The 26,215-nt window shown below is 61.5% G+C and carries 27 protein-coding genes and 2 pseudogenes; 7 read left to right on the forward strand and 22 right to left on the reverse strand.

The genetic code is table 11. From position 1 onward, the window contains the following. Window positions 1–105: 105 nt before the first annotated feature. Window positions 106–651: a hypothetical protein gene (locus GWK36_RS05295; RefSeq protein ID WP_166270255.1), complete on the forward strand. Its 546-nt coding sequence runs from the start codon at window positions 106–108 to the stop codon at window positions 649–651. Here GWK36_RS05295 and GWK36_RS05300 read toward each other — a convergent pair. Together GWK36_RS05300 and GWK36_RS05305 are read right to left on the reverse strand one after the other, a co-directional pair. Next, entirely contained in the window at window positions 640–1,434 is a 795-nt protein-coding gene (locus tag GWK36_RS05300) for a sulfite exporter TauE/SafE family protein (RefSeq protein WP_166270256.1), read from the reverse strand. The two genes, GWK36_RS05295 and GWK36_RS05300, sit on opposite strands and share 12 nt — an antisense overlap. Beyond that, the gene (locus GWK36_RS05305) at window positions 1,431–1,829 is read right to left on the reverse strand and encodes a phosphate-starvation-inducible protein PsiE (protein WP_246237702.1); all 399 of its coding nucleotides are present in this window, start codon (window positions 1,827–1,829) and stop codon (window positions 1,431–1,433) included. Before GWK36_RS05305 ends, GWK36_RS05300 begins: the two co-directional genes overlap by 4 nt. A 165-nt stretch (window positions 1,830–1,994) precedes the next feature. Between GWK36_RS05305 and GWK36_RS05310 the strand changes: the two genes are divergently transcribed. After that, complete coding sequence (locus GWK36_RS05310) at window positions 1,995–2,720, forward strand: class I SAM-dependent methyltransferase (protein WP_246237703.1); 726 nt, start codon at window positions 1,995–1,997, stop codon at window positions 2,718–2,720. Here GWK36_RS05310 and cysZ read toward each other — a convergent pair. The 10 genes from cysZ to GWK36_RS05360 all read right to left on the reverse strand — a co-directional run bounded on the left by cysZ (window position 2,680) and on the right by GWK36_RS05360 (window position 12,464). Further along, window positions 2,680–3,894, reverse strand: coding sequence for a sulfate transporter CysZ (gene cysZ / locus GWK36_RS05315; RefSeq protein ID WP_166270258.1), 1,215 nt, complete (start codon window positions 3,892–3,894; stop codon window positions 2,680–2,682). The genes GWK36_RS05310 and cysZ overlap by 41 nt on opposite strands. Window positions 3,895–4,253: 359 nt before the next feature. Further along, window positions 4,254–7,355 carry an efflux RND transporter permease subunit gene (locus tag GWK36_RS05320; RefSeq protein ID WP_166270259.1) on the reverse strand — a complete coding sequence of 1,034 codons (3,102 nt, stop codon included), beginning with the start codon at window positions 7,353–7,355 and terminating at the stop codon, window positions 4,254–4,256. Beyond that, complete coding sequence (locus GWK36_RS05325; protein ID WP_166270260.1) at window positions 7,352–8,509, reverse strand: efflux RND transporter periplasmic adaptor subunit; 1,158 nt, start codon at window positions 8,507–8,509, stop codon at window positions 7,352–7,354. The genes GWK36_RS05320 and GWK36_RS05325 overlap by 4 nt, the downstream gene beginning before the upstream one ends. Further along, window positions 8,464–8,949, reverse strand: a complete 486-nt coding sequence (locus GWK36_RS05330) for a hypothetical protein (protein WP_166270261.1) — start codon at window positions 8,947–8,949, stop codon at window positions 8,464–8,466. The genes GWK36_RS05325 and GWK36_RS05330 overlap by 46 nt, the downstream gene beginning before the upstream one ends. After that, window positions 8,946–9,503, reverse strand: coding sequence for a chemotaxis protein CheW (locus GWK36_RS05335; protein ID WP_166270262.1), 558 nt, complete (start codon window positions 9,501–9,503; stop codon window positions 8,946–8,948). The genes GWK36_RS05330 and GWK36_RS05335 overlap by 4 nt, the downstream gene beginning before the upstream one ends. Further along, the gene (locus GWK36_RS05340) at window positions 9,466–10,512 is read right to left on the reverse strand and encodes a GGDEF domain-containing response regulator (RefSeq protein WP_246237704.1); all 1,047 of its coding nucleotides are present in this window, start codon (window positions 10,510–10,512) and stop codon (window positions 9,466–9,468) included. The genes GWK36_RS05335 and GWK36_RS05340 overlap by 38 nt, the downstream gene beginning before the upstream one ends. Before the next feature lie 136 nt (window positions 10,513–10,648). Next, window positions 10,649–11,056 carry a hypothetical protein gene (locus GWK36_RS05345; RefSeq protein ID WP_166270264.1) on the reverse strand — a complete coding sequence of 136 codons (408 nt, stop codon included), beginning with the start codon at window positions 11,054–11,056 and terminating at the stop codon, window positions 10,649–10,651. Between the two features lie 77 nt (window positions 11,057–11,133). After that, the gene (locus GWK36_RS05350; RefSeq protein ID WP_166270265.1) at window positions 11,134–11,580 is read right to left on the reverse strand and encodes a hypothetical protein; all 447 of its coding nucleotides are present in this window, start codon (window positions 11,578–11,580) and stop codon (window positions 11,134–11,136) included. Between the two features lie 32 nt (window positions 11,581–11,612). Beyond that, entirely contained in the window at window positions 11,613–12,017 is a 405-nt protein-coding gene (locus GWK36_RS05355; protein ID WP_166270266.1) for a winged helix-turn-helix domain-containing protein, read from the reverse strand. Window positions 12,018–12,158: 141 nt separating this feature from the next. Beyond that, window positions 12,159–12,464: a hypothetical protein gene (locus GWK36_RS05360; protein WP_166270267.1), complete on the reverse strand. Its 306-nt coding sequence runs from the start codon at window positions 12,462–12,464 to the stop codon at window positions 12,159–12,161. A gap of 51 nt (window positions 12,465–12,515) precedes the next feature. On the opposite strand from GWK36_RS05360, the gene GWK36_RS05365 reads away from it, so the two are divergent. Beyond that, window positions 12,516–13,046, forward strand: coding sequence for a phage integrase N-terminal SAM-like domain-containing protein (locus tag GWK36_RS05365; protein ID WP_246237705.1), 531 nt, complete (start codon window positions 12,516–12,518; stop codon window positions 13,044–13,046). Window positions 13,047–13,155: 109 nt separating this feature from the next. On the opposite strand, the pseudogene GWK36_RS16015 reads toward GWK36_RS05365, so the two are convergent. The 5 genes and pseudogenes from GWK36_RS16015 to GWK36_RS05380 form a co-directional block, all read right to left on the reverse strand. Next, window positions 13,156–13,428, reverse strand: a pseudogene (locus GWK36_RS16015) (Hpt domain-containing protein); the annotation flags it as partial. A 415-nt stretch (window positions 13,429–13,843) separates the two neighbouring features. Beyond that, window positions 13,844–14,482 carry a response regulator gene (locus GWK36_RS15315; protein ID WP_246237707.1) on the reverse strand — a complete coding sequence of 213 codons (639 nt, stop codon included), beginning with the start codon at window positions 14,480–14,482 and terminating at the stop codon, window positions 13,844–13,846. Window positions 14,483–14,602: 120 nt separating this feature from the next. Beyond that, window positions 14,603–14,740, reverse strand: a complete 138-nt coding sequence (locus tag GWK36_RS15320) for a hypothetical protein (protein ID WP_246237882.1) — start codon at window positions 14,738–14,740, stop codon at window positions 14,603–14,605. Between the two features lie 86 nt (window positions 14,741–14,826). Next, a pseudogene (locus tag GWK36_RS15325) lies at window positions 14,827–15,000 on the reverse strand (Hpt domain-containing protein); the annotation flags it as partial. A 10-nt stretch (window positions 15,001–15,010) separates the two neighbouring features. Then, window positions 15,011–16,069 carry a CheR family methyltransferase gene (locus tag GWK36_RS05380; RefSeq protein WP_246237708.1) on the reverse strand — a complete coding sequence of 353 codons (1,059 nt, stop codon included), beginning with the start codon at window positions 16,067–16,069 and terminating at the stop codon, window positions 15,011–15,013. Between the two features lie 116 nt (window positions 16,070–16,185). On the opposite strand from GWK36_RS05380, the gene GWK36_RS05385 reads away from it, so the two are divergent. Continuing rightward, entirely contained in the window at window positions 16,186–16,584 is a 399-nt protein-coding gene (locus GWK36_RS05385) for a winged helix-turn-helix domain-containing protein (protein ID WP_166270269.1), read from the forward strand. A 230-nt stretch (window positions 16,585–16,814) separates the two neighbouring features. Continuing rightward, entirely contained in the window at window positions 16,815–18,077 is a 1,263-nt protein-coding gene (locus GWK36_RS05390) for an AAA family ATPase (protein WP_246237710.1), read from the forward strand. Here the strand turns inward: GWK36_RS05390 and GWK36_RS05395 are convergent. The 5 genes from GWK36_RS05395 to GWK36_RS05415 all read right to left on the reverse strand — a co-directional run bounded on the left by GWK36_RS05395 (window position 18,070) and on the right by GWK36_RS05415 (window position 23,273). Next, window positions 18,070–18,645: a hypothetical protein gene (locus tag GWK36_RS05395; protein ID WP_166270270.1), complete on the reverse strand. Its 576-nt coding sequence runs from the start codon at window positions 18,643–18,645 to the stop codon at window positions 18,070–18,072. The genes GWK36_RS05390 and GWK36_RS05395 overlap by 8 nt on opposite strands. Before the next feature lie 55 nt (window positions 18,646–18,700). Beyond that, the gene (locus GWK36_RS05400) at window positions 18,701–19,480 is read right to left on the reverse strand and encodes a DUF2272 domain-containing protein (RefSeq protein WP_166270271.1); all 780 of its coding nucleotides are present in this window, start codon (window positions 19,478–19,480) and stop codon (window positions 18,701–18,703) included. A gap of 137 nt (window positions 19,481–19,617) precedes the next feature. Next, window positions 19,618–21,378 carry a hypothetical protein gene (locus tag GWK36_RS05405; protein WP_166270272.1) on the reverse strand — a complete coding sequence of 587 codons (1,761 nt, stop codon included), beginning with the start codon at window positions 21,376–21,378 and terminating at the stop codon, window positions 19,618–19,620. A gap of 123 nt (window positions 21,379–21,501) precedes the next feature. Next, window positions 21,502–22,137, reverse strand: a complete 636-nt coding sequence (locus GWK36_RS05410; protein WP_166270273.1) for a hypothetical protein — start codon at window positions 22,135–22,137, stop codon at window positions 21,502–21,504. Between the two features lie 290 nt (window positions 22,138–22,427). Further along, window positions 22,428–23,273: a restriction endonuclease gene (locus tag GWK36_RS05415; RefSeq protein ID WP_246237712.1), complete on the reverse strand. Its 846-nt coding sequence runs from the start codon at window positions 23,271–23,273 to the stop codon at window positions 22,428–22,430. Window positions 23,274–23,499: 226 nt separating this feature from the next. Between GWK36_RS05415 and prfB the strand changes: the two genes are divergently transcribed. Together prfB and lysS are read left to right on the forward strand one after the other, a co-directional pair. Further along, window positions 23,500–24,598, forward strand: a protein-coding gene (gene prfB, locus GWK36_RS05420) for a peptide chain release factor 2 (protein ID WP_166272483.1) whose coding sequence is annotated in 2 segments (ribosomal slippage) — window positions 23,500–23,574 and window positions 23,576–24,598 — 1,098 coding nt in all. Because the reading frame shifts where the segments join, the coding sequence is not laid out codon by codon here. Between the two features lie 63 nt (window positions 24,599–24,661). Beyond that, window positions 24,662–26,188: a lysine--tRNA ligase gene (gene lysS, locus GWK36_RS05425; protein WP_166270274.1), complete on the forward strand. Its 1,527-nt coding sequence runs from the start codon at window positions 24,662–24,664 to the stop codon at window positions 26,186–26,188. Window positions 26,189–26,215 lie beyond the last annotated feature (27 nt).

Raw genomic sequence — 26,215 nt, forward strand, 5'->3', positions numbered from 1 at the left:
GTCGCCGCCGGCAACCGACTCGCTTGCGAAGCCATGGGTGCGGCAGGCCGCAGTGGCGCTCGGACAAAATGGCACTTGGGCGATTTGGGTTAAACTGAGCGCCCCATGACAAGAACACCCATCTCTCTCTGTGGCCTTTTAGGAATACTCGCAGCCGTCCTGCTTGAGCTAGGCGCTGTCCAGCCGGCACTCGCCCAACAGACGCTCGCCGAGGCCATGGCCCAGGCGATCGCGCGCATGATGGAGAGCATGGGCTTTAATGCGAACCAGACGCCCCACTTCCCGCCCGCTCTTGTCCCGCCTGGGTCCATGGGGCAGTCCTTGCCGGGCATGCCTAGCACCGCCTGGCAGTCATTCCAAGGCGCTATCACTTCGGGCACGACGATCTTGGAAGGGGTCTGGGAAGACAACCAGGGGGGGCTATTGATCGTCCAGGGCGGGTTTTATCGGCTCTATGCCCCTTGTCGCGGTTCGATCGACGGCGATCTCAAGGTATTGGGCAATCGCCTGGAACTGACCAATCGGCAAGAAGGCTTCAGCCAGTCATTCGAGTTCGCGCTGGACCAGGGGCGGCTGGCCTTGCGCGATCAAGCCGGCCAGATCTATGTCTATCGGCGCCTGGTGCTTGGTCCTTTTGGTTCAGCCCGCTAGGGCCAAGCGCATGGCGATGAGGAGCAGGAGAACGCCGAACAGCCGCCTGAGCGTTGCCACCGGCAGATGATGGGCAAGGCGTGCACCCAGGGTGGCAGCAGGCAGACTTGCGGCCAGCATCGCCAGCACCGCTGGCCAATGCACAAAGCCCAGGCTGTCTGGCGGCAGGTCTGCCCGATCCCAGCCGCTGAGCACAAAGCCGATCGTGCCGGCGATGGCGATCGTGACCCCGCAGGCCGCTGAGGTGCCGACCGCCTGGCGCATCTCTATCCCGTGGCGATTGAGAAAGGGCACCGTTAGGGTCCCGCCGCCGATCCCAACCAGGGCCGATAGCATCCCGATCCCACCGCCGGCGCCGATCAGCACCGCCCGTCCTGGGAGGGGGCGCGGCTGGGTGTCTTGCCGGCGCGGATGGAGCAGATGCAAGCCGACGAGGGTCAAGAAGGCAGCGAAAAGACGTTTGAGCCACAGACCAGGGACCCAGCCGGCGAGTGCCGGGCCGGCTAGGGCGCCGATCAGGATGCCAGGCGAGAGCAATAGGACTAGGTCCCAGCGCACCCCAGCGCGTCGCTGATGAGCGAGGGTCGAGGCCAGACCTGTGCCCATGATCGTTGCCAGCGAGGTCCCCACCGCCAGATGCACCGTCCAGTCCCCGCCGATCCCTAGGAGTTCCCAGAACAAGAACAGGGCTGGTACCATGACGGCGCCACCACCGATCCCAAAAAGACCAGCCAGTAGCCCCGCCAGGGCACCGATGGCGAGATAGGCAATGAACGCTGTCAAATGTTCTCCCGCTGATCTCTGTGTTGTCTTTCGCGCTGCTCCAAGAACTCTGTGCTGTATTGCTGGCTGAAACGGACGATCAGGATGGCGATGCTGATGAGCAGGATGGCGCCGCTGATATAGAGTAGTCCGTCCGTGCTGGTCTCCTTTCCCTGGAGGACGATCAGCCGCGAGAGGGCGGTCACGGCGATGAACATGGGATAGGTGAAGGGCACCGTTCGCCGCGTAAAATAGACATTGGCCATCGCCATGATCTCGATATAGATGAAGATCATGAGCAGGTCTTCAAGCCGGATTTCGCCGTGTTGCCAGATGGCCCACAACAATTGTCCGATGCCAATCAGCGCTAGCCCGCCCACGCTGACGAGTACGAGCTTTTCGACATACAGAAACAACAGGGATAACCAACGGTCGAGTCGAGAAGGGGCTCCCAATGTTCAGATACTCCCGGGTGAAATGAAAAGCAAAACGCCAGCGGCCAAGACGGGTGCGCAGTTGAGTTAGGTTCATGGCTTAGGCCCCTACGCAATATTGTGACCGTGGAACTGCAAGCAGCGCAAATGACCGGGCAGCGGATGATCGAGACCGATCCAGCCGCTTATCGCATATGCGACGAGCTGGATGTGGTCTCAGAACTGCTTGAGGTCAAGGGTTGCCGGCTTTTGGAGCTCGGCTGCGGCTCAGGCTGGATGAGCCGCCAGCTCGTCAGGCGGCTTGGCGCGCGTCAGGTGACGGCGACCGAGGTCGATCGCCTCCAGCATGAAAGGAACCAGGCGAGTGCCGACCTGCCTGAGGTGGAGTTTAGGTTTGGCGGGGCCGAATCGATCGCCGACCCGGATGGGACCTATGATGGGGTCCTGATGTTCAAGTCCTTGCATCATGTCCCACGCGCGCAGATGGACCGGGCCCTGGCCGAGATCCGCCGGGTCCTGGTTCCGAGCGGTTATCTCTATGTCTCCGAGCCCGTCTATTGGGGCGAATTTAATGAGGTCATGCGTCTGATTCATGATGAGCGCGAGGTGCGCGCCGCGGCCTATGCCGCGATCGAGCGCGCCGTCCAGTCGGGGTTGTTTGTCTGGGAGCGACAGGTCTTTTATCAGTCCCTAGGGAGCTATCCCGACTGGGAGTCCTTCGCCACACGTTTCTTGCAGGTCACCCATACCGCGCTCGATCTGGATGCTCAGCGGATCGCCCAGGTGCGCGCCGCCTTCGAGCGTCATCTCACCGCCGAAGGGGCGCACTTTCTCAAACCGCATCGCGTCGATCTGCTGCGCGCTGTGCCATGAGCAGTCGGCGCGCCTCATTGACCCGGGCAGCGAGATAGGCCGAGCCGCCGCGGTCGGGGTGCAGACGCTGGATCAAGCGCCGATGGGCAGACTCGATGGCCGCGCGATCTGCCCCCTCATCGAGCCCGAGGATGGCATAGGCCTCGCGCTCATCCAGCCCAGGCGGTGTAGGCGGTGGTTCCTCTTCGACAGGCCGGCGCCGCACGGACTCGATCAGGGGTTGACCGCGTTCATGGGCCAGATAGACCTCGAGCGCCTCCGCCGATTCTGGGTCGCGCCGCAGATAGCCCATCAGCAGGTCGATGAGGGCCTGGGTTTCAATGGTCTCAAGCGACTGACCGGCAAAGGGGCCAGAAAGGATCTTGCCGCTCATCCGCCCGGAGAGATGATCGACCAGCAGCAAGACCGCGCGCGTGGCGACCCGCGACTGGTGCGGCCCTGGGTAGTCGGCGGCTGGGCGAAACTCCCGCACCCACATCAGGGTGGCCCCTGCCACTGCCGCTGGCATGAGCAGGAGATTAAGCCCTGGGATCATCGACATCGCAGCTGCGGCCCCGCCGAAACCCAGACTCAGTCCGAGATGTTGGCGCAGCCGCTGCCGGATCTCCTTGAAGCGCAATCCGTGATTGCCCATCGGATAGTCGTTATATTCGACCGCCAGCATCCAGGCGGTATAACCAAACCAAAGGATCGCTCCCACCACCGGCACGGACAGCAAGGCTAGAAAGGGTAGCGTCCAGAACAGGGCATAGACCAGTTTGCGCAGCTCATCCACTAGGCTGGGGATAAGTTCGGCCCAAAAACGCCCCTGGTCGCCCTCCTGGACGATAAAGCGTCCGGTTAGCAGGCGTTCGACCTTTTCGGCTAGGAGCCCATTGAAGGGCGCGGCGAGCAGATTAGCGACCAGGCCAAAGGTAAAAAAGACCACCAGGGCCAGAGCGAGGATGATGAATGGCCAAAGCAGCCAGTCGAGCCAATTGAGCCAGGTCGGCAGACTGGACTCCAGCCAGCCCAGCCAATGGCGAAACTGCTGGATGGCCAAGGCGATGGCTGCGGCAAAGACCAGGATATTGACCCCGAGGGGGATGAGGACGAAGCGCTTGATGCCAGGGCGCACCAGCAGGCGCAGACCCTGGATGAGATAACCGGCGCCAGTGAAAAAGCGGCTTAACATGGACGTTGCCATCATGATCGGTCTTGGATGGGTTCAGGATTGTAAGTTATCAGCTTGTTTGGGATCTTGCCTCATTCCGGGCCATCTGTTAGGCAAGTTGGAGGGTATGCGTGTTAGGCAAGTTGGAGGGTATGCGCTCGTCCTTGGAACTATTCGACAGACGGTGCCAGGTGATGGAAGGTCCTCAACACCAGCGACTCGACCGTGCGCAAGTCGGAAGTGGGTGATGAGAGGCCTAGCGGGCCCTCGCAGAAGCTGCTCGACCTCATCAAGCACAAGGGTCTTGAGGCCGTGCTCTGATCCAAGGTGAGACCAGCAGGGGCAATACCCCATTGAGCGATGTTGCCGTCTGCGATTTATCACCGCTGCGACCTTTCGCCGTTGAGCGCCCTCAATCGCTCGCCCTGTCCGGTCCGCTTGCCGAGCAGCCGGCCCAGTATCCCCAGGGCATCCTCGACCAGGCTATAGATCACAGGGACCACAAACAGGCTCAAGAAGGTCGAGGTGACGAGCCCGCCGATGACCACGATCGCCATGGGCGCGCGAAAGCTCGGGTCTGTGCCCAGCCCCAAGGCGGTCGGTAGCATGCCGGCGCCCATGGCGATCGTGGTCATGACGATCGGGCGGGCGCGCTTGCGACAGGCATCGAGCAGGGCCTCGCGCTGTCCTAGCCCCTGCCGCTGCCCGAGGAGCGCATAGTCCACCAAGAGGATCGCGTTCTTGGTCGCGATCCCCATGAGCATGATGAGCCCGATCAGTGAGGGCATGGAGAGGGCCTGACCGGTGAGGAACAGGGCCAGGAGCGCGCCTGGGATAGAGAACAACAGGGCGGCAAGGGTGGTCAGGGGCTGGGCGAAGTCGTGGAACAATAAGACCAAGACGCCATAGATGCACACAAGCCCGATCAGCATCGCCAGGCCGAAGCTCTGAAAGAGCTCGGCCATAACCTCGGCGTCGCCGATCGCGGTCTGGGCGATCCCGGATGGAAGGGTGCGCAGGCTTGGCAGCGCCAGGGCCTGTTTGGCGACCTCACCGAGCGGCTGTTGATTGAGTTCGACCTCGAGGTTGACCGTGCGCCGGCGGTCATAGCGGTCGATCTCGGCGAGGCCGCTGGCAAATGTGAGTGTCGCGACGCTGTCGATGGGCACCGGCCCAAACCGCCCGGGCACGCTGAGCTTGCCGAGGAGGGCTAGGTCTTGGCGCGCCTCGGGCGGCAGGCGCACCGCGATCGGCACCTGGCGCTCGCCGAGATCGAGCTTCGGCAGAAACTGGGGATAGTCGCCGTTGGTGGCGATGCGTAAGGTCTCGGCGATGGCGGCGGTGCTCACCCCGAGCTCGGCGGCGCGGGCGGGATCTGGCCGTACCACCAGCTCGGGGCGCAAAAGGCTGGCGCTGCTGGTCACCATGCCGATCCCGGGGAGGCTGCGCAGCTCACGTTCGACGAGGCGCGCATGGCCAAGCAGCCGCTCGCCATCCTCGCCGGTCAGGGCCAGGATATATTTCTCGTTTGCCCCGGCGAGAGCAACGGTATAGCGCACCCCGGGGAGGGCGGCGAGCGCCTCTCTCAGCTCCTGCTCGATTAACTGTTTGCGGACGCCCGGGCGCGCCTGGCGCGGGGTCAGCCGCAGGGTCAGGGTCGCTTTGCGCACCTCTTGCAGCCCTGGTCCCATCAGCGGGTCGCTGCCGGCGGCCCCGCCGCCGATGGTGGTATAGACGAGCTCGACCTGGGGGTGGCGGGCGATGATCCGGCGCGCCTGTTCTGTGGCGGCCAGGGTCTCAGCGAGCGTACTGCCGGGGGGGAGCTCCAACTTGACCTGGGTCTGAGAGATGTCGTCCGGCGGCAGGAAGCCGGTCGGCAGGAGCGGCACCAGGGCCAGGGCGCCGGCAAAAAAGACCGCGGCGGCGATCAGGGTCAGCCAGCGGTGTCTGAGACAGGCCCCGCTTGCCACCACTGCCCAGTCCAGCCAGCGCGGCGGCGGGCGCTGGGCGCTCGGACGCAACAGATAGGCTGCCAGCATCGGGGTGAGTAGGCGCGCCACAGCCAAGGACCAAAAGACCGCGAGCGCCGCCGTCCAGCCGAACTGCACGAAGAAGCGCCCGGCGATCCCGCCCATGAAGGCCGTCGGCAAAAAGACCGCGATCAGGGTGAAACTGGTGGCGATCACCGCCAGCCCGATCTCATCCGCCGCCTCCAGCGCCGCCTGATAGGGCGTCTTGCCGAGGCGCAGATGACGCATGATGTTTTCGATCTCGACGATTGCATCATCGACCAAGACCCCGACCACCAGTGAGAGCGCCAGGAGCGTGACCACATTCAGGCTAAAGCCCAGGAGGTGCATGGCGGCAAAGGTGGGCAGGATCGACAGGGGCAGGGCGGAGGCGGCGATCAGGGTGGCGCGTCCGTCGCGCAGAAAGAACCAGACCACGGCGACCGCAAGCAGGGCCCCCTCGATCAAGAGCTGGAGAGAACCGACGAAGTTGTCGACCACGGGCGCCACGAAGTCGAACGCCTCGGTGATCGTGATCTCTGGGTATTCTGCGCGGATGCGCGCAAGCTCGGCCCGCACCCCTTGGGCCACCTCGACCTCGCCGGCACCGCGGGCGCGGATCACCTCAAACCCCACCGCCGGTCGGCCATCGATCAGCGCCGCCGAGCGGCGTTCGGCGATGCTGTCGCGGATGGTCGCGACATCGCCCAGCCGGATCCGCCGCTCGTCGCTCAGCCCGATCATCAGATCGGCGAGCTCAGCCGCCGCACGTGCCTTCAGCAGGATGTGGATCGATTGCTCCGTGCCGCCGAGGTCGGCGCGTCCGCCCGAGTCTTCGCGCTGGACGAGCCTTAAACCCCGGGCGATCTCGGCGGCATTGACCCCCAGGGCCATGAGGCGGATGGGGTCGAGCTCGACGCGGACCTCGCGTTCGACCCCACCGACCCGATCGATCGCCCCGACCCCAGGGACCCCGAGCAACCGGCGCGCGAGCAGATGATCGACGAACCAGGACATGGCCTCCTCGTCCAGGCGCGCCGATGAGACCGTATAGCTCAGGATCGGCAGGCCGGTGAGATTGACCTTGGCGACGATCGGCTCTTGCATCTCGCCGGGGAGCTCGGGGCGGATGCGGCTGACCGCGTCGCGCACCTCATCGACCGCCTCCTGGACCGGTTTTTCCAAGAGAAACTCTGCGGTCAGGGTGACGGCGCCGTCTTGGATCTTGGTATAGAGATGCTTGAGCCCCTGGAGGGTCGCGATCGCATCCTCGATCTTACGCGCCACCTCGGTCTCCAAAAAGCTGGGGGCGGCGCCGGGCAGGCTCGCGCTCACCCGCACACTGGGCAGATCGATGTCCATGAACTGCTGGACCTGCATCGCCCGAAAGCCGAGCACCCCGAGCAGACCCAAGAGGGCAAAGAGCAGGATCGCGGGGATGGGGTGGCGGATCGAGAAGGCCGAGAGGTTCATGGCCCGCCGATCCGCACCAGGTCGCCGTCGTTGAGGAAGCCCACCCCGCGTTCGACCACCTGATCCTCTGGGCCAAGCCCGCTTAGGACCTCGACCCGATCACCCAGGCGCCGACCGATCTTTACCTCGAGGGCGTGCACGCGCTGGTCCCGGCCCAGCACAAATACCCTAGTCTGGCCCTGTTCGAGCTGCACCGCCGTCTGGGGCAGGGTCAGGGCCAGTGTATGCCCGAGGGCGAATGACCCGCGCACGAACATCCCTGGGCGCAGGCGATCTCGGGTCTCGGCGACCGGGAACTGGACCAGGACGCGGCCAGTGAGGGTGCGCGGGTCGATGCTAGGCTCGATGAGACGCACCTGGCCCTCGATGCGCCCACCATCGGGCGTCTGCACCCAGGCCGACATGCCTGGGGCAAGCCGGTGGATCAGGGTATCCGCGACCTCGGCGCGCCATTCCAGACGCCCGTCGTGGATGAGGCGCACGAGCTCCTGGCCCGGCTGGACGAGGGCGCCCTCGATCGCATGCAGCGCCGACACGATCCCCGCCACCGGCGCGTTGATGCGGGTGCGCGCCAGCCTGAGTTCGGTCTCGGCGAGCCTGGCGCGCGCCGCCTCGAGCCGCGCCTGGGCCATCTGTTCGGCGATGAGGTCGCGCTCGGCCTGTTGTTCGCTAAGCCCCGCCGTCCCCTTGAGTTGTCTGGCGCGTTTGGCATTGGCCCTGGCCTCGGCAAGGGCCGCCTCGGCCTCAGCGAGCGCCGCCTGCGCCTGATCGCACGCGATCCTTAAGGCCAGATCGTCGAGCACGACCAAGGGTTTCCCCGCCTCGACCCAGGCCCCGAGATCGACCAAGACCTGGCGGATGCGCTCGCCGCCGATCTCGGCACCCACCGCCACCTCGCGCCAGGGGAGGATGCGCCCCACGGCCGCGAGATTTTCGGGCCAATCGCGGATCTCAGGGCGGGTGGAGGTCACGGTCAAGGCCGGTTTGGGCGTCTCGGCAGAGAGGCGAAGGGGGAACACCAGAGACCCCATGCCGAGCAACAAGAGCAGGGCAGAGCAGCTAGGCCACCGCTGTTTGGATTTGGCTGACCAGGCTGGGCGATCCATATTCAGACCGACGGCCTCACGCAGGGGGGTACTGAGGAGGATGAACATGGGGGGAGTTCAGGCAGCTGCCAGGCATCGAGGATGATCACCAGTCCGCCATCGGTCCCATCAAGCCAGGCAAAAGCGCGCACCTGGGGCGTCCGACCGAGGGCACGCTGACAGGCAGCAAGCAGGGGCGGGACGGGTCGGATGCTGGCTGCCGGCAGCCACAGGTGACGCACCGGCTCACGGACTCGGATCAAACGCCGCCTCTCTGGGTGGATGATCTCGAGCAGACGCCAATTACCGGTGCCTTGAGAATCGTTCCAGCCCAAGAACTCTACCAGGCTGGGCGCGAGGGTGGCCCCTGCCGCATAGAGCGCCCCGATCTTGGCCGATTCGAAGGCCAGCTGGAGATCCTCGGCCAGTACGCTGACCACTGCCAAGCCTGCCGGGGTCTGTCCCGAGCTCGCCCCAATGACAGCCCTCTCCCTTGGCTGATCGCTCATCTGGCTGGGCCCATCTCGCACAAGGCGATATCGAATAGGGCGTCGGTCTCCAACAGGATCGCCGTCTGATCGGCGATCGGCAAGACAGCGCGTGCGCAATGGCGCAGCGGTTCTGCAAGGGTCTCAGGGGGTGGCCGAAGCTGCTCAGCTGGGAGGTCCAGGACATCCAGGACCCGATCAACGCTCAGCCCGCCTTGTAGGGGTTGGCCCTCAATCTGTCGCGAGCCCTGGATCCGCAGGATGACCCCTGGGTGGCTCGGTTGGGCCGGCTTGATCTGGAGAAGTTCGCTGAGTCGGATCATAGGCAGGATCTCGCCGCGCACGCGCATGACCCCCGCGAAGGCCGGCGGACAACCCGGTACAGGGTAGATGGTCGAAGGCGGCAGGATCTCGCGAACCTGAGGGCCAGGCAGGGCCTGGATCCGGTCGCCTAGGGCAAAGATGACCAGCTGGATGGAGGGGATGGTCTCAGAGGTCTCCTCCCTTTCAGCCAGCCGTTGCTGGTCGAGGATCAATTCAAGCGGATCGCGAGTGCTTGCCAGCTCTGCCATCATCGCCTATCAGATCGAGATGGGCGTTGAAGACGCGATTGCGCCCCGCCCTCTTGGCATAATACAGCGCCCGGTCGGCGGCCTTGATGAGCTCCGAGGCACTCAGCTGTTCGGGGAAGGCGGCCAGTCCGCCGCTGAAGGTGCAATGGAAGACGTGACCATCGGCCTGGAAGGCGATGGAGGCGAAGCTTTCGCGCAGGCCATCTATCAGGGTCTTGGCGCACCCAAGCCCCACCCCCGTCATGATCACTGTAAACTCCTCGCCGCCATAGTGCCCGATGATGTCTGACTCGCGCAATCTCAGACGCAGGGTGCGCCCAGGCGCCATCAAGACCTGGTCGCCGATGGGGTGCCCATAGGTATCATTGACCGATTTGAAATGCTCGATATCGAGCATCGCCAGACACAGGGGGGTGCCGGTGCGCTGACAAGAGGCCAGGGTCACCTTCAGCAATTGCAGGATGGTATTGTGATTAAACAGGCCAGTCAGGCTGTCGCGGATCATCAGCGAACGCAGGGTGCGCATGCGTTCGGGGCGCAGGCTGACCTCGGTCACCAGGCGCTCAGGCTCCACCGGCTTGGTGATGAAGCCGTCGGCGCCGACCTCCAGGGCCTTGAACTGACGGCGGACATTGGTCTCGGAAGAGACATAGATGATCGGCAGGCTCAGATAGCCTGGTATCTGGCGCAGCACCTGTGCCAACTCCAGCCCTGAGCAGCTCGGCATATAGAGATCCATCAAGACCAGATCGGCATCGAAGCCCTCGAGGATGCTCGGGATCTGTTCGGGGGTGGCCGAGATCCGGGTATGCATCCCTGCGGATTCCAGGATCATGGCGTAGAACTGGGCGACATCAGGGTCGTCATCGACGATGAGGATGTGATAGGGCTCGGGGACCAGACAGCTGGTCAGGCGATCGATGAGCCGCCGATCGGTGATCTCTGAGACGCTCGCTTGGATCGGTAGCTCGGGCTGTAGGAGGGAGCCGACACCAGAAACCCAGTCGGCCACAGAACCCCAGTTGATTTCGGACAAATCTAGCATTGCGTATGAATGCAGCTAACGTTCAAGGTGAGGGGCGGCCGAAGGGCGAAGCCCGAAGGGAACCCAGAAGCGCAGCTTCTGGGCCGTCCCCTCGACCGGAGGGTTAGGCATCAGCATGGCAACCCTTGAAGAAAACGACCAGTGAATTCAATGTCTCTGGGTCGATTTGAAATGTTCCTTCAACCTTGTACTCGGATGTTACGGAGTAACCGCAGAAGGCGTCGCCGATAACGAAGCTGAACAATACGTCGTTCAGTGCCTTGCCTTTCCAAAACGTAAGGCTGGAACCGTAGGTGCCTTTGAGTGACGGACGAAGTTGGCGATCTAGGATGAAGCGATCCAGATCGGCTGCAAATTCGCGCAGAAGAAAGAAATGAACGTCTATGTTCTCACCCGAGAAGTGACCATGCCCAAGATCGACCGAGGCCCGCACAACAAACGAACGATAGTCTTCGTCGCCGTGTTGCTCGATTTCAAACCACGAGTTGGCGTCTGTGGAAGTGATGCGCATGAGTGATGATGCCTAACGTTCAAGCTCAGGGGCGCGCCGCTTGCGGCGCGTCCCACTGGAGCGAAATGTTAGGCCCATCAGAGTGCATGAATGTTTGGGCCTTTCACACGCTGTGACAGCCATGCGTCAACCTGCGGTAACAGTGTTGCTACACGCATAGCAAGTGCCTCGTATTTGCTGAAATCCTCACCGAAGCCTTCAAAGGAGAAACCAGCGAAAAGATCGCGGGCTTCGGCTTCTGTCTCCTGTAGCCTCCCCCTCTCGCCTGGAGAAATATAAACGACATCCAACTTCTCTTCAGGCACGACCGGACCCCAACTCGTGGACAAAGGTCCGCGCTCACGACGACCAAACTCAAGAATGAATGATCCGCCATACCTGAAGTACTGGATGGCGAGGAGGTCCTGCCAATCAGGAAGCAAGCGCTGAAATTTTGATGACTTGCCGACAAAGCCCAAATGTGCGAGAGCAGGTAGTAGGTGTCGCCTGAGGGCCTTTCGCATCAAATCGCCTTCTCGTGACATGGTAAATGCTCGAATTGGCCTAACGTGCTAGCTCAGGGGCGCGCCGCTTGCGGCGCGTCCCGCTGGAGCAAGGGGTTAGCGGAAAAGGGTTTCGCAGGCCAAACGAAGACAACAAACATAACGAACTCAAGCAAGAGAATGACCGGCGAAACCACGCGGGTGACGGAGCCGCCCATTTTACCTCGTGCAGTAATGCGAAGCGCCCCTCTACGCGGCGACTCCAAGAGCCCCGCTTTCTTGAGATAGGAATTGGCACACCCCACTCGATTATTGAAAATTGGTTGCTGACCACTCGGCAGAAGTTCATTGCGTTCGGCTGGCGTGAGTTGAAATTCAGTAGCGAGAACCTCTACGGCCTCGCGTGTGGTGTGGTCATTGCCGTCAGCAGCAAATCGAAGGAGCGGCAACATCAACGATTGATAGTCAGGAATGGACATATTTACGCCAAGTGTGTTGGTCTCTAACGCTCAAGCTCAGCGGCGCGGCTTTGCTGCGTCCGCTGGAGCGCCTTGTTGGGCGTTGGATTCCGACCATTTCCGATTGCTTAACATTCCAAAAGGGCTCAAAGCGGGGATAAGCTAAAGCAAATTCCACCAATTGACGCCTACAGACTCAAGACCGCCGAACGTCCATATGGCCCATGCTATGGACACGAAAAATATGCCGTAGGGAGTAAGCATGAGCTTCCAATATGGCGTTGACGGATGTCTCCATGGTGCGAGGGAAAAGATAGCGATAATAGAAGCTACAGTCAAAAGCAATCCACATAAGCCGGCTACAAATTTCTTTTGATAAATAAAAACAACGAACAATATTGCCACCCAAATAAATCCCCCTATCCAACCGGCCATCCAACCTATTCTTTCGCCTGTCCTATCGTTCATCAGATTTGCCTCTTTTTAAAAGCGCCCAACGTCTAGTGAACACAGAAAAAGGTGTATAAATCCGGCGGACAGTGTGCCTATCATCGTTTGAAGTCAGGCAACCATCTGAATCATATGGTTTCATTTGTGCTTTCTCCCGATATTACACCTTCTGTTTCGCCCGACGCCCCCAGACCGCCCAAACTGCTCGACCTGGTGCGCGCGCGGCTGAGGACGAAACATTACTCCATCCGTACATATGTCTTTTGGATAAGGCGCTTCATCTATTTTCACGATAAGCGTCATCCGCGCGATATGGGCGCGCCGGAGGTGGAGGCGTTCTTGAGCGATCTGGTGGTGAATGGCCGCGTGGCGGCTTCGACGCAGAACCAGGCGCTGTCGGCGCTGTTGTTCCTGTATCGCGAAGTGCTGGAAATCCAGTTACCGTGGCTCGACAACATCACGCGCGCCAAGCCTTCGCAGCGCCTGCCGGTGGTACTGACGCCGGCCGAGGTACGCGCCGTGCTCGACCGGAATAGCCACGAAGACGAATTCGCTCGGCAGATTTGGCTAGATAGAGAGCCACTATGGCAGCCGAAGTGACAGCCTCTGGCGTCTTGCTGATCTGCAGATCATTCAGGTCTAGGCCCGCTAGAGACTCAATGTCCTGATACAGCTCGGCGATCAGTTGCGGCGAGAGCCGGCGCTCGCCATCGAGCACCTCGCGCAAGGATTGTTCGGCCTGCTGGGCCAAGGTGTTGATCGACGTGGAACCAAACGAGGCCCCTGAGCCCTTGAGGGTATGGAAGATGACATGAAGCTGATTGAGGAGCTCCTGGGTCTGGAGGGGATTCTCAGCATCAGAGTTGATCTGCTGTAGCAGGTTGCGCGCCTGATCGAGACGTCCCGGCAGCTGGGCGATGAACGATTGACGTAGGCGGTGTTTGCGTTCTTGAAATAAGGGGTCCTGAATCGCTACCGGCATGTCGGGGACTCCTTCAGGAGCTTCGCCTCAGAGCTGTTCAAGCACCAAGGGCATGGACTGTTCCAAGGATTCGTCCTTGGCGATACAGGCGAATATCTCCGGCTCACGGGCCGATATCTGGGCAGGATCTTCGCCCGTCAGCAGGATAAAGAGCTACTCTAGGCCGCGGTCGCGCATCTCGTGCAATAAGTCTATGCCGCTGAGCAGGGGCATGTGCAGATCAGAGACCACCATATCAAAGGGCTCATCGCCGCTGAGCCGCTCTAAGTCCTATAGAACGTGTTCGACAAGCTGTGCGCGATGCCCACAGGACTCGATGATTTCGAGGATAAAGGCGCCAGTCAAGGGGTCATCATCGACGATGAGAATATGCATGGTGTGTAATATCAACCCAAGACATTCTTTTGTGTATCAATCAGGCTCGACTGATTGAAGTCGCCCTTGATGATATAGGCATCGGCGCCGACCTCGATGCAGCGCTGCTTGTCAACATGGTCTTGATGGGCGGTGACCATGACGATGGGGTGTGTCGATAACGCTCATGGGCGCGCAGACATTCTGTGAGGGAGAATCCATCAAGACCCGGCATATCGAGGTCGGTGACCACGGCGTCGAAGCAATCGACCAAGGGCTTCTGCCAACCCTTTAGTCTATCCGCGGCGACGGTGACCCGCCACCCCTGAGATTCCAGGATCTCACGTTCGATCTCACGCGTGTTGGACGAGTCATCGACGACCAGGATATGCGGCACGCTCAGTCCCTGTTCCTTGGCGCCCGCTCTGGGCTGCGCCCCTTGGAGGCGGTGCGCCCGCTCGATCAGGGTCTGGGCCTTAAGCATACTGACCAAGGACTCATCGCCCAGGACCACGAGACCGGCAACCAGCGGTTGGCCGCGCATCGCTGGCGGTAGGGGGAGGATGAGGAAATCACCTTCGTCGAGCAAACGCTCGACGATCAGAGCCAGACGGCTCAGCCCGGACTGGATCAGGATGACCAGCCAGCTGGCCTGGGGGTCGAGTGGCTGAGGTCCTGAGAGGTCTAGAAGCTCAGTCAAGGGGATCAGCGGGATGGCTGCGCCTTCAAAGAGGAGGGGCGGGCGCCCCTCGATCAGGGTGCGGTGGTCGGGGCCGACCCGGCGTAGGTCAAGGATCTAATGGGCCGTCAGCCCAAATGACTAATCAGCGGCCTGAACCAACGCGGCGAGTTCGGCGCAGAGGACCGAATCAACGGCGGGAAGCTGGCCAGCGCTCGGTTCGACCTGCTCGACCAGGGCGGCGATGCTATCGAGGGCGCGCAGTAGGAGTGCACCCAATTCCGGGCTAGGCTCGATCCGTCCATCGCGTAGGGCCCCAGGACCTCTTCAAGCTGATGCGCCATCTCGGCGATGCTCCCGAGCTTGAGCATCCGCGCCGAGCCCTTGAGGGTATGAGCGGCGCGAAAGAGCTCATCGACCGCTCCCCGCTCTAGCCCAAGACTATTCATCACAGGCGCAAGACTCGCTTCAAGACGCCGCAGTTGCTCTCGGGCCTCCTCGACGAAACGGTTCAGAAACTGTCGGAGGTCTAAGGGCATAGGGGAGGGGTCAGACCTCTGGGTCCTTGAGCCGTTCTAGACAGCTGCGGCACAGTTCGCGCACATCGCCAAGCGGCAGGGCCGGCAGGCCGATAAGCTCTAGACCAGCTGACAACTGCAGGGCAGGGCGCTCAAGCTGGCCGAGGACCACCCGATATTCACGCCTGGCCTGTTCGACCTGACCGGCGGCACGATAGACCTCGGCAAGCTGGAAATGGGCCGTCCAGGTATCCGGACGGTGATAGATGGCGCGGCGCAACCATACGATGGCCTCCTCAATGCGGCCCTGCACCTGACAGATCCGGTTAAGGAGCAGCAGGGCCCCGAGCTCCCAAGGGTCCGCTGCCAGGAGCTGCTTGGCCAAGCGCTCGGCCTCTGCTAGTCGCCCCTGGGTGAACAACAGTCCCCCCTTGAAGACCAGGTCCTCGGGGTGTAGATCAGGGGCAACACACAGCGGTTCGATCTCCTCCAAGGTCTCGGCATAACGCTCGGCCTGGGCGAGGGCAAGCGCCTGCTGGCGGATCCTAGCGGCGTCCCTTAAGGTCGGCTCGCTGATCCCTTCTTTATTTCCCCTCTCGACCGATGGAGGATGGATAGCGGGGTGCTGCCAGGTGGGCACTCGCCTGTTGGATCCATGGTCTTCGGCTGTCTGCACAGACCCCGGCAAACCGCTCTGACATGGGTCCAGAGGCGGTGTCACAAGGGTTGGGTTGACCTGCCGCCTTGATCCTGCGTCTTCCAGCGGCACCCCCTGGTCTGGCCCTTGACCCTCTGGGGGGAACCTTATCCCTGAGCCCTCGCCCTGTCCCTGAGAGTCAGGGGGCTGATTGACAAACAGAAACACCCCCTCGCGTTCACAGAGCCTTAAGACCCCCAGGTCATTGGCCAGGGTCTCGGTTGAGCCGACCAGCAGGTAGCCGCCAGGGACCAGCAGCCCCTTGAGCCGTTCGAGGGCGCGTCTGCGGGTCGGTGGATCGAAATAGATCGAGACATTGCGAAGGAAGATGAGGTCCTGTCCTTTCAGCCCCCCGGGCTCAGAGGGTTCTAGTACATTCTTGATAAGAAACACATGCTTTTGAAATTGAGTGAGCTGTCCAGATGTCGTGGGCATGGAAAGACGAGACATGAGATTGCTGTCGTTTGCGGCGCGCGAAGGGGCCCAAGGACAAGGGGGGTAGGCGCAAGGTGGGCGAGAAGCGGGCGCTGTTGGCGGAGCAGGACGCCCAGATACGCAAGCTCATGTGCGACGGGACACCGGATCAGCTGAAGCTGCCGTTTGCGCTGTGGAGCCGGCAGGCGGTGCGGCAGTTGATCCTCGACTGTTTTGGCATCGAGCTCAGGCCGCAGGGGGAGGGCAAGTACTTGGTGCGCTGGGGATTGACGCCCCAGAAACCGATTCGGCGCGCCTATGAGCAAAGCCCGCCGGCGGGCAAGACGTGGCTTGAGGAGACCTACCCGGATATTGCCCGGCGCGCCAAGGGCGATCTGAAGAAGGCGACCGTCAGCCACCTGCGCCGCCTTCTCAATTCCCCCCAACGCATCATGTGCTACTTCCAGCATCCCAAGCTCCATGATGCCGCGTAATACAAGTTCATTGGTTTCGGATCAATTCGGATCAATAAAGATGGGCGCGGTATGAGTGAGGGGCGATGAGGCGACGGTTGTGGATGCTGTACTCCCTTGATCGCCAATGACCATCCTAAGGAACATTCACGACAGCAGATGCTGGCAATTGATCTGATGGCTTGGCTTGCAGCTGGCTGGCCCATGCATTGACAATGCTACAATTGCCACCTCCCTGCAGGGTTTTCTCCATGTATGCGTGCATGCGGCCTTTGGTTTCTGTTGTTCTGCTGGGCCTAAGTGGATCGCTATGCCCGTCGGCTGAGGTCTTCGCCCAAGACAGCGGCGCCATCTGGTCCCAGGCAGGTGAACAGGCGGCGCAATGGTGGGGGCAATCGCGGGAGCTTGCGGGACAGGCCATGCACGAGATGCAATCCTGGTTTAGTGCGCAGGGACCTGAGCTCAACGAGGTCTGGCAGAGGGCCATGCCTAGCCTCAATCAGGTACTGCGCTTAGAAGAGCGTCAGCCGAGACTGCCTAAACGCTCTTGGTTTAGGCGCGATCAACAGGACAATCAGGCCGAGATCAATGCCTTGCTCGATGAAGCCGTTGTCATCCTCTCGGTTTCACCAGCACGCGATGAACGCCAGCGCATCCAAGCGCTTGAGCTCCAGATCAACCGTTGGCGCGCAGAGATCCTGGATTATCGCCAGCGGCGTCTATCCGCGCCTGCTCAGGCAACCTTCAAAAAGACCATCGCCGATTATGATGCCCTGATCGCGGCACGCGAGTCCGAGATCCGAAAAGCCACCCAAGAGATCGATAGGCTCAAGCGTCAATTCGCCCAGTCGCTGCGCGCCATTGGTTTAAGGCTTGAGGATGATCAGATCGATCTCTTGTTATCCACCGTGGTCGGCGATCACCTGGTTGATCTCGGTATCCTATTCGACAACATCAAGCGCATCACTCAGCAGCTTGAGGTCTTGCTTGAACAGAACGGTGAGGATTTAGAGGCGGCGCGCCGTTATTATGGGATCTATGTCGTGTTGCTCAAGGCGCTTGAGCGCATGCACACCCAGATCGAGAGCGCGATCGCTACAAGGTATCTCCCGCGGATCGATGAGATCCGTGCGCAGACCCAGGCGCTTGCTGCCGACACCCAGCGGCTGATTGAGCAGGCATCCCCCGAGCGTCGGGCGTTATTTGAAAGCAATCTACGCGCCCAACAGCTTACCCTCCAGGCGGCTGAGATCTACCGTCAATATCTGCTCGAACAGTCCAACCAGGTCCGGCAAGCGCGTCAGGCGCTCACCCAAGACATCGCTGCCGCGTGGAACACCTACGAAACAGTGCGCGTCTCGGGGGAACTGGTGGGCCTAATCCGTTCCAGCCGCACCCTGCTTCAGGGCCTGATGGATCGCCAGGCGCCTAGCCTTCGCCACTTTGACAACCTGGAGATGCAGCGCGAGATCCAGAAGCTCACCGAACAGTTACGGGGTAATCTGACTACATAGATTCAGCCGGAGGGGTCCAAGAGACATAGCGATAGGGGATGGCCTGACCGAGCGGCTGATAACCATAGACGATCTCGCCGCGCGTACCGTCGGCAAACCTCAGGACCCCGATCCCGCTGCGCCCATCGAGCGCTGAACCCAAATCGGCGCGCCCGCGTCGCCCGTCGGAGCACTGGACCTCGAGGATGGCTTGGGTCGCACCGGCGAAGGCGTCATAGTTCCCTTCACAGTGCTTGGCCCCGTGGTTGACCCAAAAGCTGGTGACGAAGGGTGAGGCATCATAGCGCCCGAGATAGATCTCCTGGCCCAGGATCAGGGCGATGGGCCCGGCGTTTGAGTTGCGTCCATAGGGGACGTCATCAGGGATCGGGGTCTCGAAATAGCCCATCACCTCGCTGACACAGCCCGAATAGTCCTCGAGATCCAGATGCCGGCACAGATGATTGCCGAAGCTCTCGGGGCTGACCGATTGGGCCAGCGGCATGAGATAGCCTGGTGGCGGTGGCGGTGGCATGCAGCCAGCGAGGAAGATGCAAGGTGCGAACGCGAGGGCACAATGGCGCAACATGGGCTTCTCCCAATCGATCAGCAAGACAGATATTCCCCAAGTATAAGCCGCCTGCTCATAAACGGTTCTGCATGATCAAAAACCAGGGGCGGCGGGACAGAGGTTGCAAGTGCCCTTGAGGGTCGAGTTCAAGGCGCACCCGCGAGACCGAGTTGCGCACATTGCCGCCGATCGCCTCCAGGGTCCGCCCTTGTTTATGGACGACCAGGTCGCAGTGTGCCTTCAATCCGCCTAAAGACATAGGATCGATATAGCCATCGATCAGCAGGGGCTGAAAGGGAGGACGTGACGCGCAGATCAGATCGCCCGGTTCTGGGCTGTAGTCCTGGATGCGCCGCGGCACAAAATAGCGACCCGGTTCGGGCGCGCGCGCGATGAGTTCGGCGAGATATTCCCAATGGGCGATCGTCGGCCTGAATTGATCCATTGGGACGTTGGCCTCTTGCATCACCCAGCCGATGAAGGCCGCCGACCAGGGTTTTTGACAGTCCATACCGGTGAGCTCGGGATGACCGACGGCGCGCCAGTATGCATTCACCCGTTCGCTTTGCCGCGGTCCGTCATCCTCCCAGTCGCCGACTAAGGGAATGCTTTCAATGCCTCCCGCAAAGACCACCTCCTGACGCCCAAAGAAACGCCATTCCTGTTCGGCCTGGTGGATGATGGCCTGCTTCAGACGCGGGTTGGGGAGGGGTGGGGTACCGATGGGATGGCCCAGCCAGCTCCCCCCGGATACAGGGGGGAGTACGGGCGGGGCGGCGCAGGAGGCCATGAACAGCGCCAGGAGCGCTGCCGCTACGGCCTTGACAGGGGCGAAGGGACTAAAGATCCGCATGAGGCCCCGTAACCCTTGAGCCAGTTTGGCTTTCCAGAAAAGGGCCCTGCTGGGATGGGCACACTCCCGCCTATATTGTAGGGCAAACGCCGCCCGGTCAGCGCCTATTGTGCAATGGCCAAGGGCCAGGGGCGCGCTCATCGCGGCGGGCGGGTGGTGGTGCGAAACCAGATGCGGTATTGCTCCATGCGGACACGCTGTTCAGCAGGGGCGCGGCGCCGGCAGGTTGCGGCCTCGGCGCTTCCCGGCTCGGCACCCCAACGTAGCTCGATACAATCATTCGGGTTATAGGCCATTTCTAGATTAGCGCGCCGGACGTAGAGCTCACGCAAGGTCAGGCGCCAAGGGCTGCCGTCGCTACGGGTGTAAACGACCGCTTGTCGGTCGAGCGCTTGCTGATGTCGCTGTTCGACCCGGGCTGCGGCGCTGTCTGGGCCCTCGCCGCCGAGGGTATAGAGTTCGGGGTAACGGCGGATACGTTGCGCCAGCCCCTCGACCACCTTCAGGGCGATTAATAATCGCAGATCGCGCGATGGAGTCGAATAATCCTCCCAAGGCCCGGTGGTCTCGAAGATTGCCGGCCCGCTGGGCATGGGAATGACCGCGCCTGGGTTCTGGCTCAGATAGCGCGCGCCGTTTTCCACCGATTGCACCCGGGTCTCAATCTGTTCGATCAAGGCTGCAAGCAGCGCGTCATAGGCGCTGATGGGGTCTAGACCCCCTGGATTGATCAACTGCTCGAGACGCGCATAAAACTGATCCGCATCGAGATAGCGCTGTTCGAGGGAGAAGGGGCGCGCCCCGTGTCCGGTCAGCTCGGCGTTGGAGAGGGGGCGCCAGCCACCGCCTGCTTGCACCAGTGGGCGGAAGGCCTTGAAGCCTGGACCGGCACTTGGGGTCTCAGCGAACAAAAAGTTACCTTCCCAATAGCGCTTGCGGGTCACCGAGTTGTCCGGCTGGGCGTCGACCGCAAGCAGTCGGCCTGGGGTCTTACCGTCGCCTGGTAACCATTTGACTAGGATCAGGGTATGACCATAGGGATCGGCATAAACCGTCCCGGGCCAGAGCGATCCACGTTCGAGTGCCAGGGGATAGAGGTCGGTGGCGTTGTCGTCCAGGGCGGTGCGTCCATTGCCCGAATGTACTGTATCCATCAGTCGGCGGACGGCCTCGCGGAAGCTCTTCGAGGGTGCGCGTACCCCGACAAAGCGGGCGTCGATGATCGGCGCCTGACAGCGTGGTGGTGCGGTGGATGTACCGCGGCTGCATGGCCGATAACTGATCGGCAGGCCCAGCTTCCAGGCGAAATAGGCGCGCAGATAATAGGGCAGATCGGCGCAATCCGGCTCGGCGCGCAACGAGTCGTCTTCGTTCAATCCGAGATAATTAAACAAGAGGTTGTGCACTGGATCGCGCAGGATTGGCGCGAGCGAATCGAGGCTCAGCGTCTCATCGGGCGGGGCAGCGAAGAGATGCTCGATCCAAGCGGAAAAAAACGCCTCGGTTGCCTCATCCCAGCGCCCGCTGCCGCGCTCGCCCATCCCCTGACCGACATCGATCTCCGTACAACCCACCGCTTGCCCAGCGCGGAGCGCAGTCAAGCGATAAGGTCCCGCCTCCACGCGAAAGAGCGTCCCCTGCAGCGACCAAGGGGGGCCGCCGCCCGGGCGGCTGGGCAAAACCTCGATGCGACCCGCGGGATCAGTGACCAGGATGGCATCCAGTACCCCGTCGGTTGCCACCGCCATGACTGCCAGCGGTTGCCCTGGGCGCACCATCAGCGGTGCCGTCCACACCCTCACCGCCATCCCCTGGCGACATTCCCCCACGGCCCCTGCCGGTTGGCCGACCAGCGCAAGTGCCCCATATAGGACGCCTAGCCAGAAACCGAATCGCACTCTCGCATCCCCCTCAACCCCTGCGTGGCCACCCATTCTACATGGGTTCGTGCCAGGCAGCTGAGGCGATGGCGATGCAATCTGAGGAGGATCATCAGGGGTGCACCGCTTAGAGGTATGCGGTCAAGAGCCGTTGCATCCGCATGAGCTCGCGCGCCTCTTGCTCGAGTCTTTCGTGATGGACCGAAATCCTTTCCAACAATACAAGGGTGCCGGTTGAGCGGAGCACGAGGTTTCCGCACTGTGCCAGACGATCGATCGCGCCTTGGCCAAGGCGCGGGAGTGCCTCAGCGTCTTGGGTAAGAGATCGGCTTGATCGGCGAGCGGGCCGAGATCCGCCATCTCGACCCGCTGAAAGCCAGAGCCCGCGAGCGATAGGGCAAAGGTCTTGCGTATGATGTTTCTTGAGCCGCTCAGATCAGGGAGCAGGCAAAGGATCCAGAGCTTACTCGGTTGGCTCTGTCGCAACAAGGCGATGAGACGATGGTTGGTATCCTCTGCATCCAGGGTCCAGCAGAGCGTGCAGTCGTCTTGCGCGCGGCGATAGATCTGCTCGACATAGCCGATATACCGGGTCAGGCGCGCGGCGTCCTTGGTCTCCTTGTACACTGGATCCGATGGCTTGAGGGGCGTAAATCCGGATTTGGTCATGAATTGATTGAACGGGCCGGCGATCTTGGGATCAATGCGGCGTCCCGTAAAGAGGGCGAGGACGAAGATGACGAGAGCGGCGAGCATGCCGAGAAGACCAGCGATCATCGGGTAGCGCTCCGGTGAGTGGGAGAAGCTCCTCTAGAAGCTGGGATCGAGCACTAGTCCCCTGGCATGTCGCGTCAACTTGGCGCCCACTGGTGATCCAATGCGCAACACGCCTTGCCCTTGACTGCGGGGAGGATATCAATCTCTACGCACTCTCTACGCACTGGCCAGAGGCTGATTCCGGGCAGGGTGCCAGCGCCTTGCTGAGGCCTAAGAGGCGTGCCTGTCCGCCTCAATCGCCGTCGCCCAGCATCTCAAAATAGTCTAGGACGACGGTTGAGACACCGACATCATAGTCGATCATCAGCTCGGCAAACTGTTTGCCGTCGAGCAGAACGATCCTGGTCTCGATCCTGACCGCATAGGTGAGGGCCTCTGGCGTGAAATGAAGAGGTGGTGATGAAGATCTCCTTCTTAGCGTGTTGCCCCTGAAGGGCACCGACGAACCTCTGGATCTCTGGCCGACCTACAGGGCCTTGCCAGCGTTTGGCCTGGATGAAGATGACATCCAGCCCCAGGCGATCCTCCTTGAGGATCCCATCGATGCCGCCATCGCTGGTCCGTCCCAGTCGGGCAGCGGCCTCGGGCCGCGAGCCGCCATAGCCCATCCGCACCAAGAGATCGAGCACCACTTGCTCGAAAAAGGTGGGCGAGCAGTCGAGGATACGTGCGATGAACTCATCGGCAAGCCGTGCGCGCAGTTGCTGATAGGCAATCTCGATCGCTTCCTCGAGTGCCTGCTCGCTCACCTCGGTCTTGAGTGACATCACCTCTTGATGCTTGCCAACTCGCAAGGGGAGGCGAAAGGTGACGAACTCGGGAAAGCGTCGGAGAAACTGACAATCGATGTGCTCTGGCGCCTCATGCAGGATCGCCTGATCGCGATCGGTGATCTGTAGCAGGCCGCGGTGCGGTGCGCTCAGGAGCCCCGCCTTTTTGAGATAGGTTGCTGCCCAACTGGCACGGTTGTAGAAGATCGGCTGTCGACCACTGGGTAAAAGCGCCTCGCGTTCAGCGGGCGTGAAGTTGAATTGGGCGGCCAAGGAGGTAACCAGCTCCTGCTTGCCCCGCGCCTGTCCGTCGGCGAGACAACGCAATAGCGGCAGCATCAGGGTCTGATAATCTGGGATCGGCATCACGGGACAACAGGGTGTTTAGGATCCGCCGAGGGAGCGACCTGATGCCCGCAAGCGGCGTTTCCATACGCAGGCTGCTTGACCGACCTCCGGCATCCGGACATAAAATTTCACTTTTTGGTAACTGGGCCGGCTGCGCTGGGTCTTTATCCCTTTACCGAGTCAAGCCATGCGTTCATCCTAGGGTATGCGGCGCCCGCCCTATGCGAAAAACTGGGTCTTCATGATGTCCGATATCAATCCGCTGCTCAATCAGATCGAAGATCTCAAGGGACGCCTGGAGTCCCTCAGGGGGTATCTTTAACTACGCCGAGGCCAAGGATCGACTCACCGAGGTCATGCGCGAGCTCGAGGATCCCTTGTTATGGAACGATCCGGAGCGCGCGCAGGCCCTAGGGCGCGAGCGGGCGCGGCTTGAGTCCATAGTGCTCAAGATCGACCGGCTGAGCAATGCCCTCACCGAGGCCGAGGACCTCCTGACGCTAGCTGCCGAGGAATCGGACGAATCGGCCATCGCTGCCCTGGCCGCCGACCTCGAGGCCTATGAGGCCGAGGTCGCCGAGCTTGAGTTTCGCCGGATGTTCTCGGGCGAGATGGACGCCTGCAATGCCTTCCTCGACATCCAGGCGGGGTCAGGCGGCACTGAGGCCCAGGACTGGGCCGAGATGCTGTTGCGCATGTATCTGCGCTGGGGTGAACGCAAGGGGTTCAAGGCCGAGCTGTTGGAGGTCTCACCCGGGGAGGTGGCCGGTATCAAGTCGGCGACCATCAAGTTCGACGGCGACTATGCCTTTGGTTGGCTGCGCACCGAGATCGGGGTCCATCGGCTGGTGCGCAAATCGCCCTTTGATTCGGGCAACCGGCGGCATACCTCGTTCGCTGCGGTCTTCGTCTCGCCCGAGATCGACGACTCGATTGAGATCGAGATCAACCCCGCGGATCTGAGGATCGATGTCTATCGCGCCTCGGGCGCCGGCGGTCAGCATGTCAACCGCACTGAATCAGCGGTGCGCATCACCCATCTGCCAACGGGGATCGTGGTCCAGTGCCAAAACGACCGTTCGCAACACAAAAACCGCGATCAGGCGATGAAACAACTGCGCGCCAAGCTCTATGAGCTCGAGATGCAAAAACGCCGTGCCAGCCAGCAGGCCTTGGAAGAGAGCAAGGCCGATATCGGCTGGGGCAGCCAGATCCGCTCCTATGTCTTGGATCAATCGCGGATCAAGGATCTGCGCACCGGTGTCGAGATCGCCAACACCCAGGCAGTCTTGGATGGCAACCTCGATCCCTTCATCGAGGCGAGCCTCAAAAGCGGGCTGTAGTCCGCCCGGCGCACTCCATCTGCTGCGATCCCCGCTGATCCCAAACCTGAGCCCTTCTCGCCGATGAACGACGAATCATACTCCGACCCCACCCTCGTTCAGCACGCCGAGGACGAAAATCGCCTGATCGCCCAGCGGCGCGACAAGCTTGCCCATCTGCGCGCCCAAGGCTCGGCCTTTCCCAACAACTTCCGGCGCAATGCCCTGGCCAGTGAGCTCCATGCCTCCTATGGCATATTGGACAACGAGGATCTGGAGACGCGTCTGATCCCCGTCAGGATCGCGGGGCGATTGATGAGCCGAAGGGTGATGGGAAAGGCGAGCTTTGCGCATATCCAGGACATGTCCGGGCGCATCCAGATCTTCATCCAGCGCGAGACGGTGGGTGATGAGGTCTATGAGTTCTTCAAGCGCGAGCTCGATCTCGGCGACATCCTCGGGGTGTCGGGCCGGCTCTTTAAGACCAAGACGGGGGAGCTGTCTGTGCGCTGTGACCAGATCCGCTTGCTGGTGAAGTCGCTGCGCCCGCTGCCCGAGAAGTTTCACGGGTTGACCGATACCGAGACCCGCTATCGCCAGCGTTATCTGGATCTGATCGTCAACCCAGAGAGCCGCGAGGTCTTTCGGTTGCGCGGCGCCATCGTGCGTTTCATTCGCCAATATCTAGATGGGCGTGGTTATCTCGAGGTCGAGACCCCCATGATGCAGCCGATCCCAGGGGGGGCAGTAGCGCGTCCCTTCATCACCCATCACAATGCCCTCGACATGCCGCTCTTTTTGCGCATCGCCCCTGAACTCTATCTCAAACGCCTGGTGGTGGGTGGGTTCGAGAAGGTCTATGAGCTCAACCGCAACTTCAGGAACGAGGGGCTGTCGACGCGCCACAACCCAGAGTTCACCATGCTCGAGTTCTATGAGGCCTATGCCGACTATCAGGACCTCATGGACCTCACCGAAGACCTCTTGCGCCGACTAGCGCTTGCGGTCTTGGGGACCACCCAGATCAGTTATCAGGGGGAGACCTATGACCTCGCGCACCCCTTTATGCGCCTGACTCTGCGCGAGGCCCTATTGCGTTTCAACCCCGAGCTTTCCCCCCAGGACCTCGATGATCGCGCGCGCCTGCGCGCCTTTCTTGAGGGCTGCGGGATCCAAACCCAGGCCGACTGGGGGCCGGGCAAGCTCCAATACGAGCTCTTCGAGCAGACGGTCGAGGAGCGACTCTTAGAGCCGACCTTCATCACCGCCTATCCGACCGAGGTCTCGCCGCTGGCGCGCTGTAACGACCAGGACCCGAGCGTGACCGATCGCTTCGAGCTGTTCATCGGGGGACGCGAGATCGCCAACGGGTTCTCCGAGCTCAATGACCCAGAGGACCAGGCGGAACGCTTCCGCACCCAGGCGGCGGCGAAGGAAGCAGGCGACCAGGAGGCCATGTATTACGATGCCGATTATGTGCGCGCCCTGGAATATGGTCTACCGCCGACGGCAGGGGAGGGGATCGGGATCGATCGCTTGGTGATGCTTTTCACCGACTCACCCTCGATCCGCGATGTCCTGCTCTTTCCTCAGATGCGCCCCGAGTCCTGAGAAACTGCCTTGAAAAGGGCCTTGGGC

This window comes from Caldichromatium japonicum (assembly GCF_011290485.1).
Taxonomy (GTDB): domain Bacteria; phylum Pseudomonadota; class Gammaproteobacteria; order Chromatiales; family Chromatiaceae; genus Thermochromatium; species Thermochromatium japonicum.

Bases quoted from the DNA above. Each gene is read 5' to 3' on its own strand.
- GWK36_RS05295 (WP_166270255.1), top strand. From the start codon at position 106: ATGACAAGAACACCCATCTCTCTCTGTGGCCTTTTAGGAATACTCGCA.
- GWK36_RS05310 (WP_246237703.1), top strand. From the start codon at position 1,995: ATGACCGGGCAGCGGATGATCGAGACCGATCCAGCCGCTTATCGCATA.
- cysZ (WP_166270258.1), bottom strand. From the start codon at position 3,894: ATGTTAAGCCGCTTTTTCACTGGCGCCGGTTATCTCATCCAGGGTCTG.
- GWK36_RS05320 (WP_166270259.1), bottom strand. From the start codon at position 7,355: ATGAACCTCTCGGCCTTCTCGATCCGCCACCCCATCCCCGCGATCCTG.
- GWK36_RS05325 (WP_166270260.1), bottom strand. From the start codon at position 8,509: ATGTTCATCCTCCTCAGTACCCCCCTGCGTGAGGCCGTCGGTCTGAAT.
- GWK36_RS05330 (WP_166270261.1), bottom strand. From the start codon at position 8,949: ATGAGCGATCAGCCAAGGGAGAGGGCTGTCATTGGGGCGAGCTCGGGA.
- GWK36_RS05335 (WP_166270262.1), bottom strand. From the start codon at position 9,503: ATGATGGCAGAGCTGGCAAGCACTCGCGATCCGCTTGAATTGATCCTC.
- GWK36_RS05345 (WP_166270264.1), bottom strand. From the start codon at position 11,056: ATGCGCATCACTTCCACAGACGCCAACTCGTGGTTTGAAATCGAGCAA.
- GWK36_RS05350 (WP_166270265.1), bottom strand. From the start codon at position 11,580: ATGTCACGAGAAGGCGATTTGATGCGAAAGGCCCTCAGGCGACACCTA.
- GWK36_RS05355 (WP_166270266.1), bottom strand. From the start codon at position 12,017: ATGTCCATTCCTGACTATCAATCGTTGATGTTGCCGCTCCTTCGATTT.
- GWK36_RS05360 (WP_166270267.1), bottom strand. From the start codon at position 12,464: ATGAACGATAGGACAGGCGAAAGAATAGGTTGGATGGCCGGTTGGATA.
- GWK36_RS05390 (WP_246237710.1), top strand. From the start codon at position 16,815: ATGTATGCGTGCATGCGGCCTTTGGTTTCTGTTGTTCTGCTGGGCCTA.
- GWK36_RS05395 (WP_166270270.1), bottom strand. From the start codon at position 18,645: ATGTTGCGCCATTGTGCCCTCGCGTTCGCACCTTGCATCTTCCTCGCT.
- GWK36_RS05400 (WP_166270271.1), bottom strand. From the start codon at position 19,480: ATGCGGATCTTTAGTCCCTTCGCCCCTGTCAAGGCCGTAGCGGCAGCG.
- GWK36_RS05410 (WP_166270273.1), bottom strand. From the start codon at position 22,137: ATGATCGCTGGTCTTCTCGGCATGCTCGCCGCTCTCGTCATCTTCGTC.
- GWK36_RS05415 (WP_246237712.1), bottom strand. From the start codon at position 23,273: ATGCCGATCCCAGATTATCAGACCCTGATGCTGCCGCTATTGCGTTGT.
- lysS (WP_166270274.1), top strand. From the start codon at position 24,662: ATGAACGACGAATCATACTCCGACCCCACCCTCGTTCAGCACGCCGAG.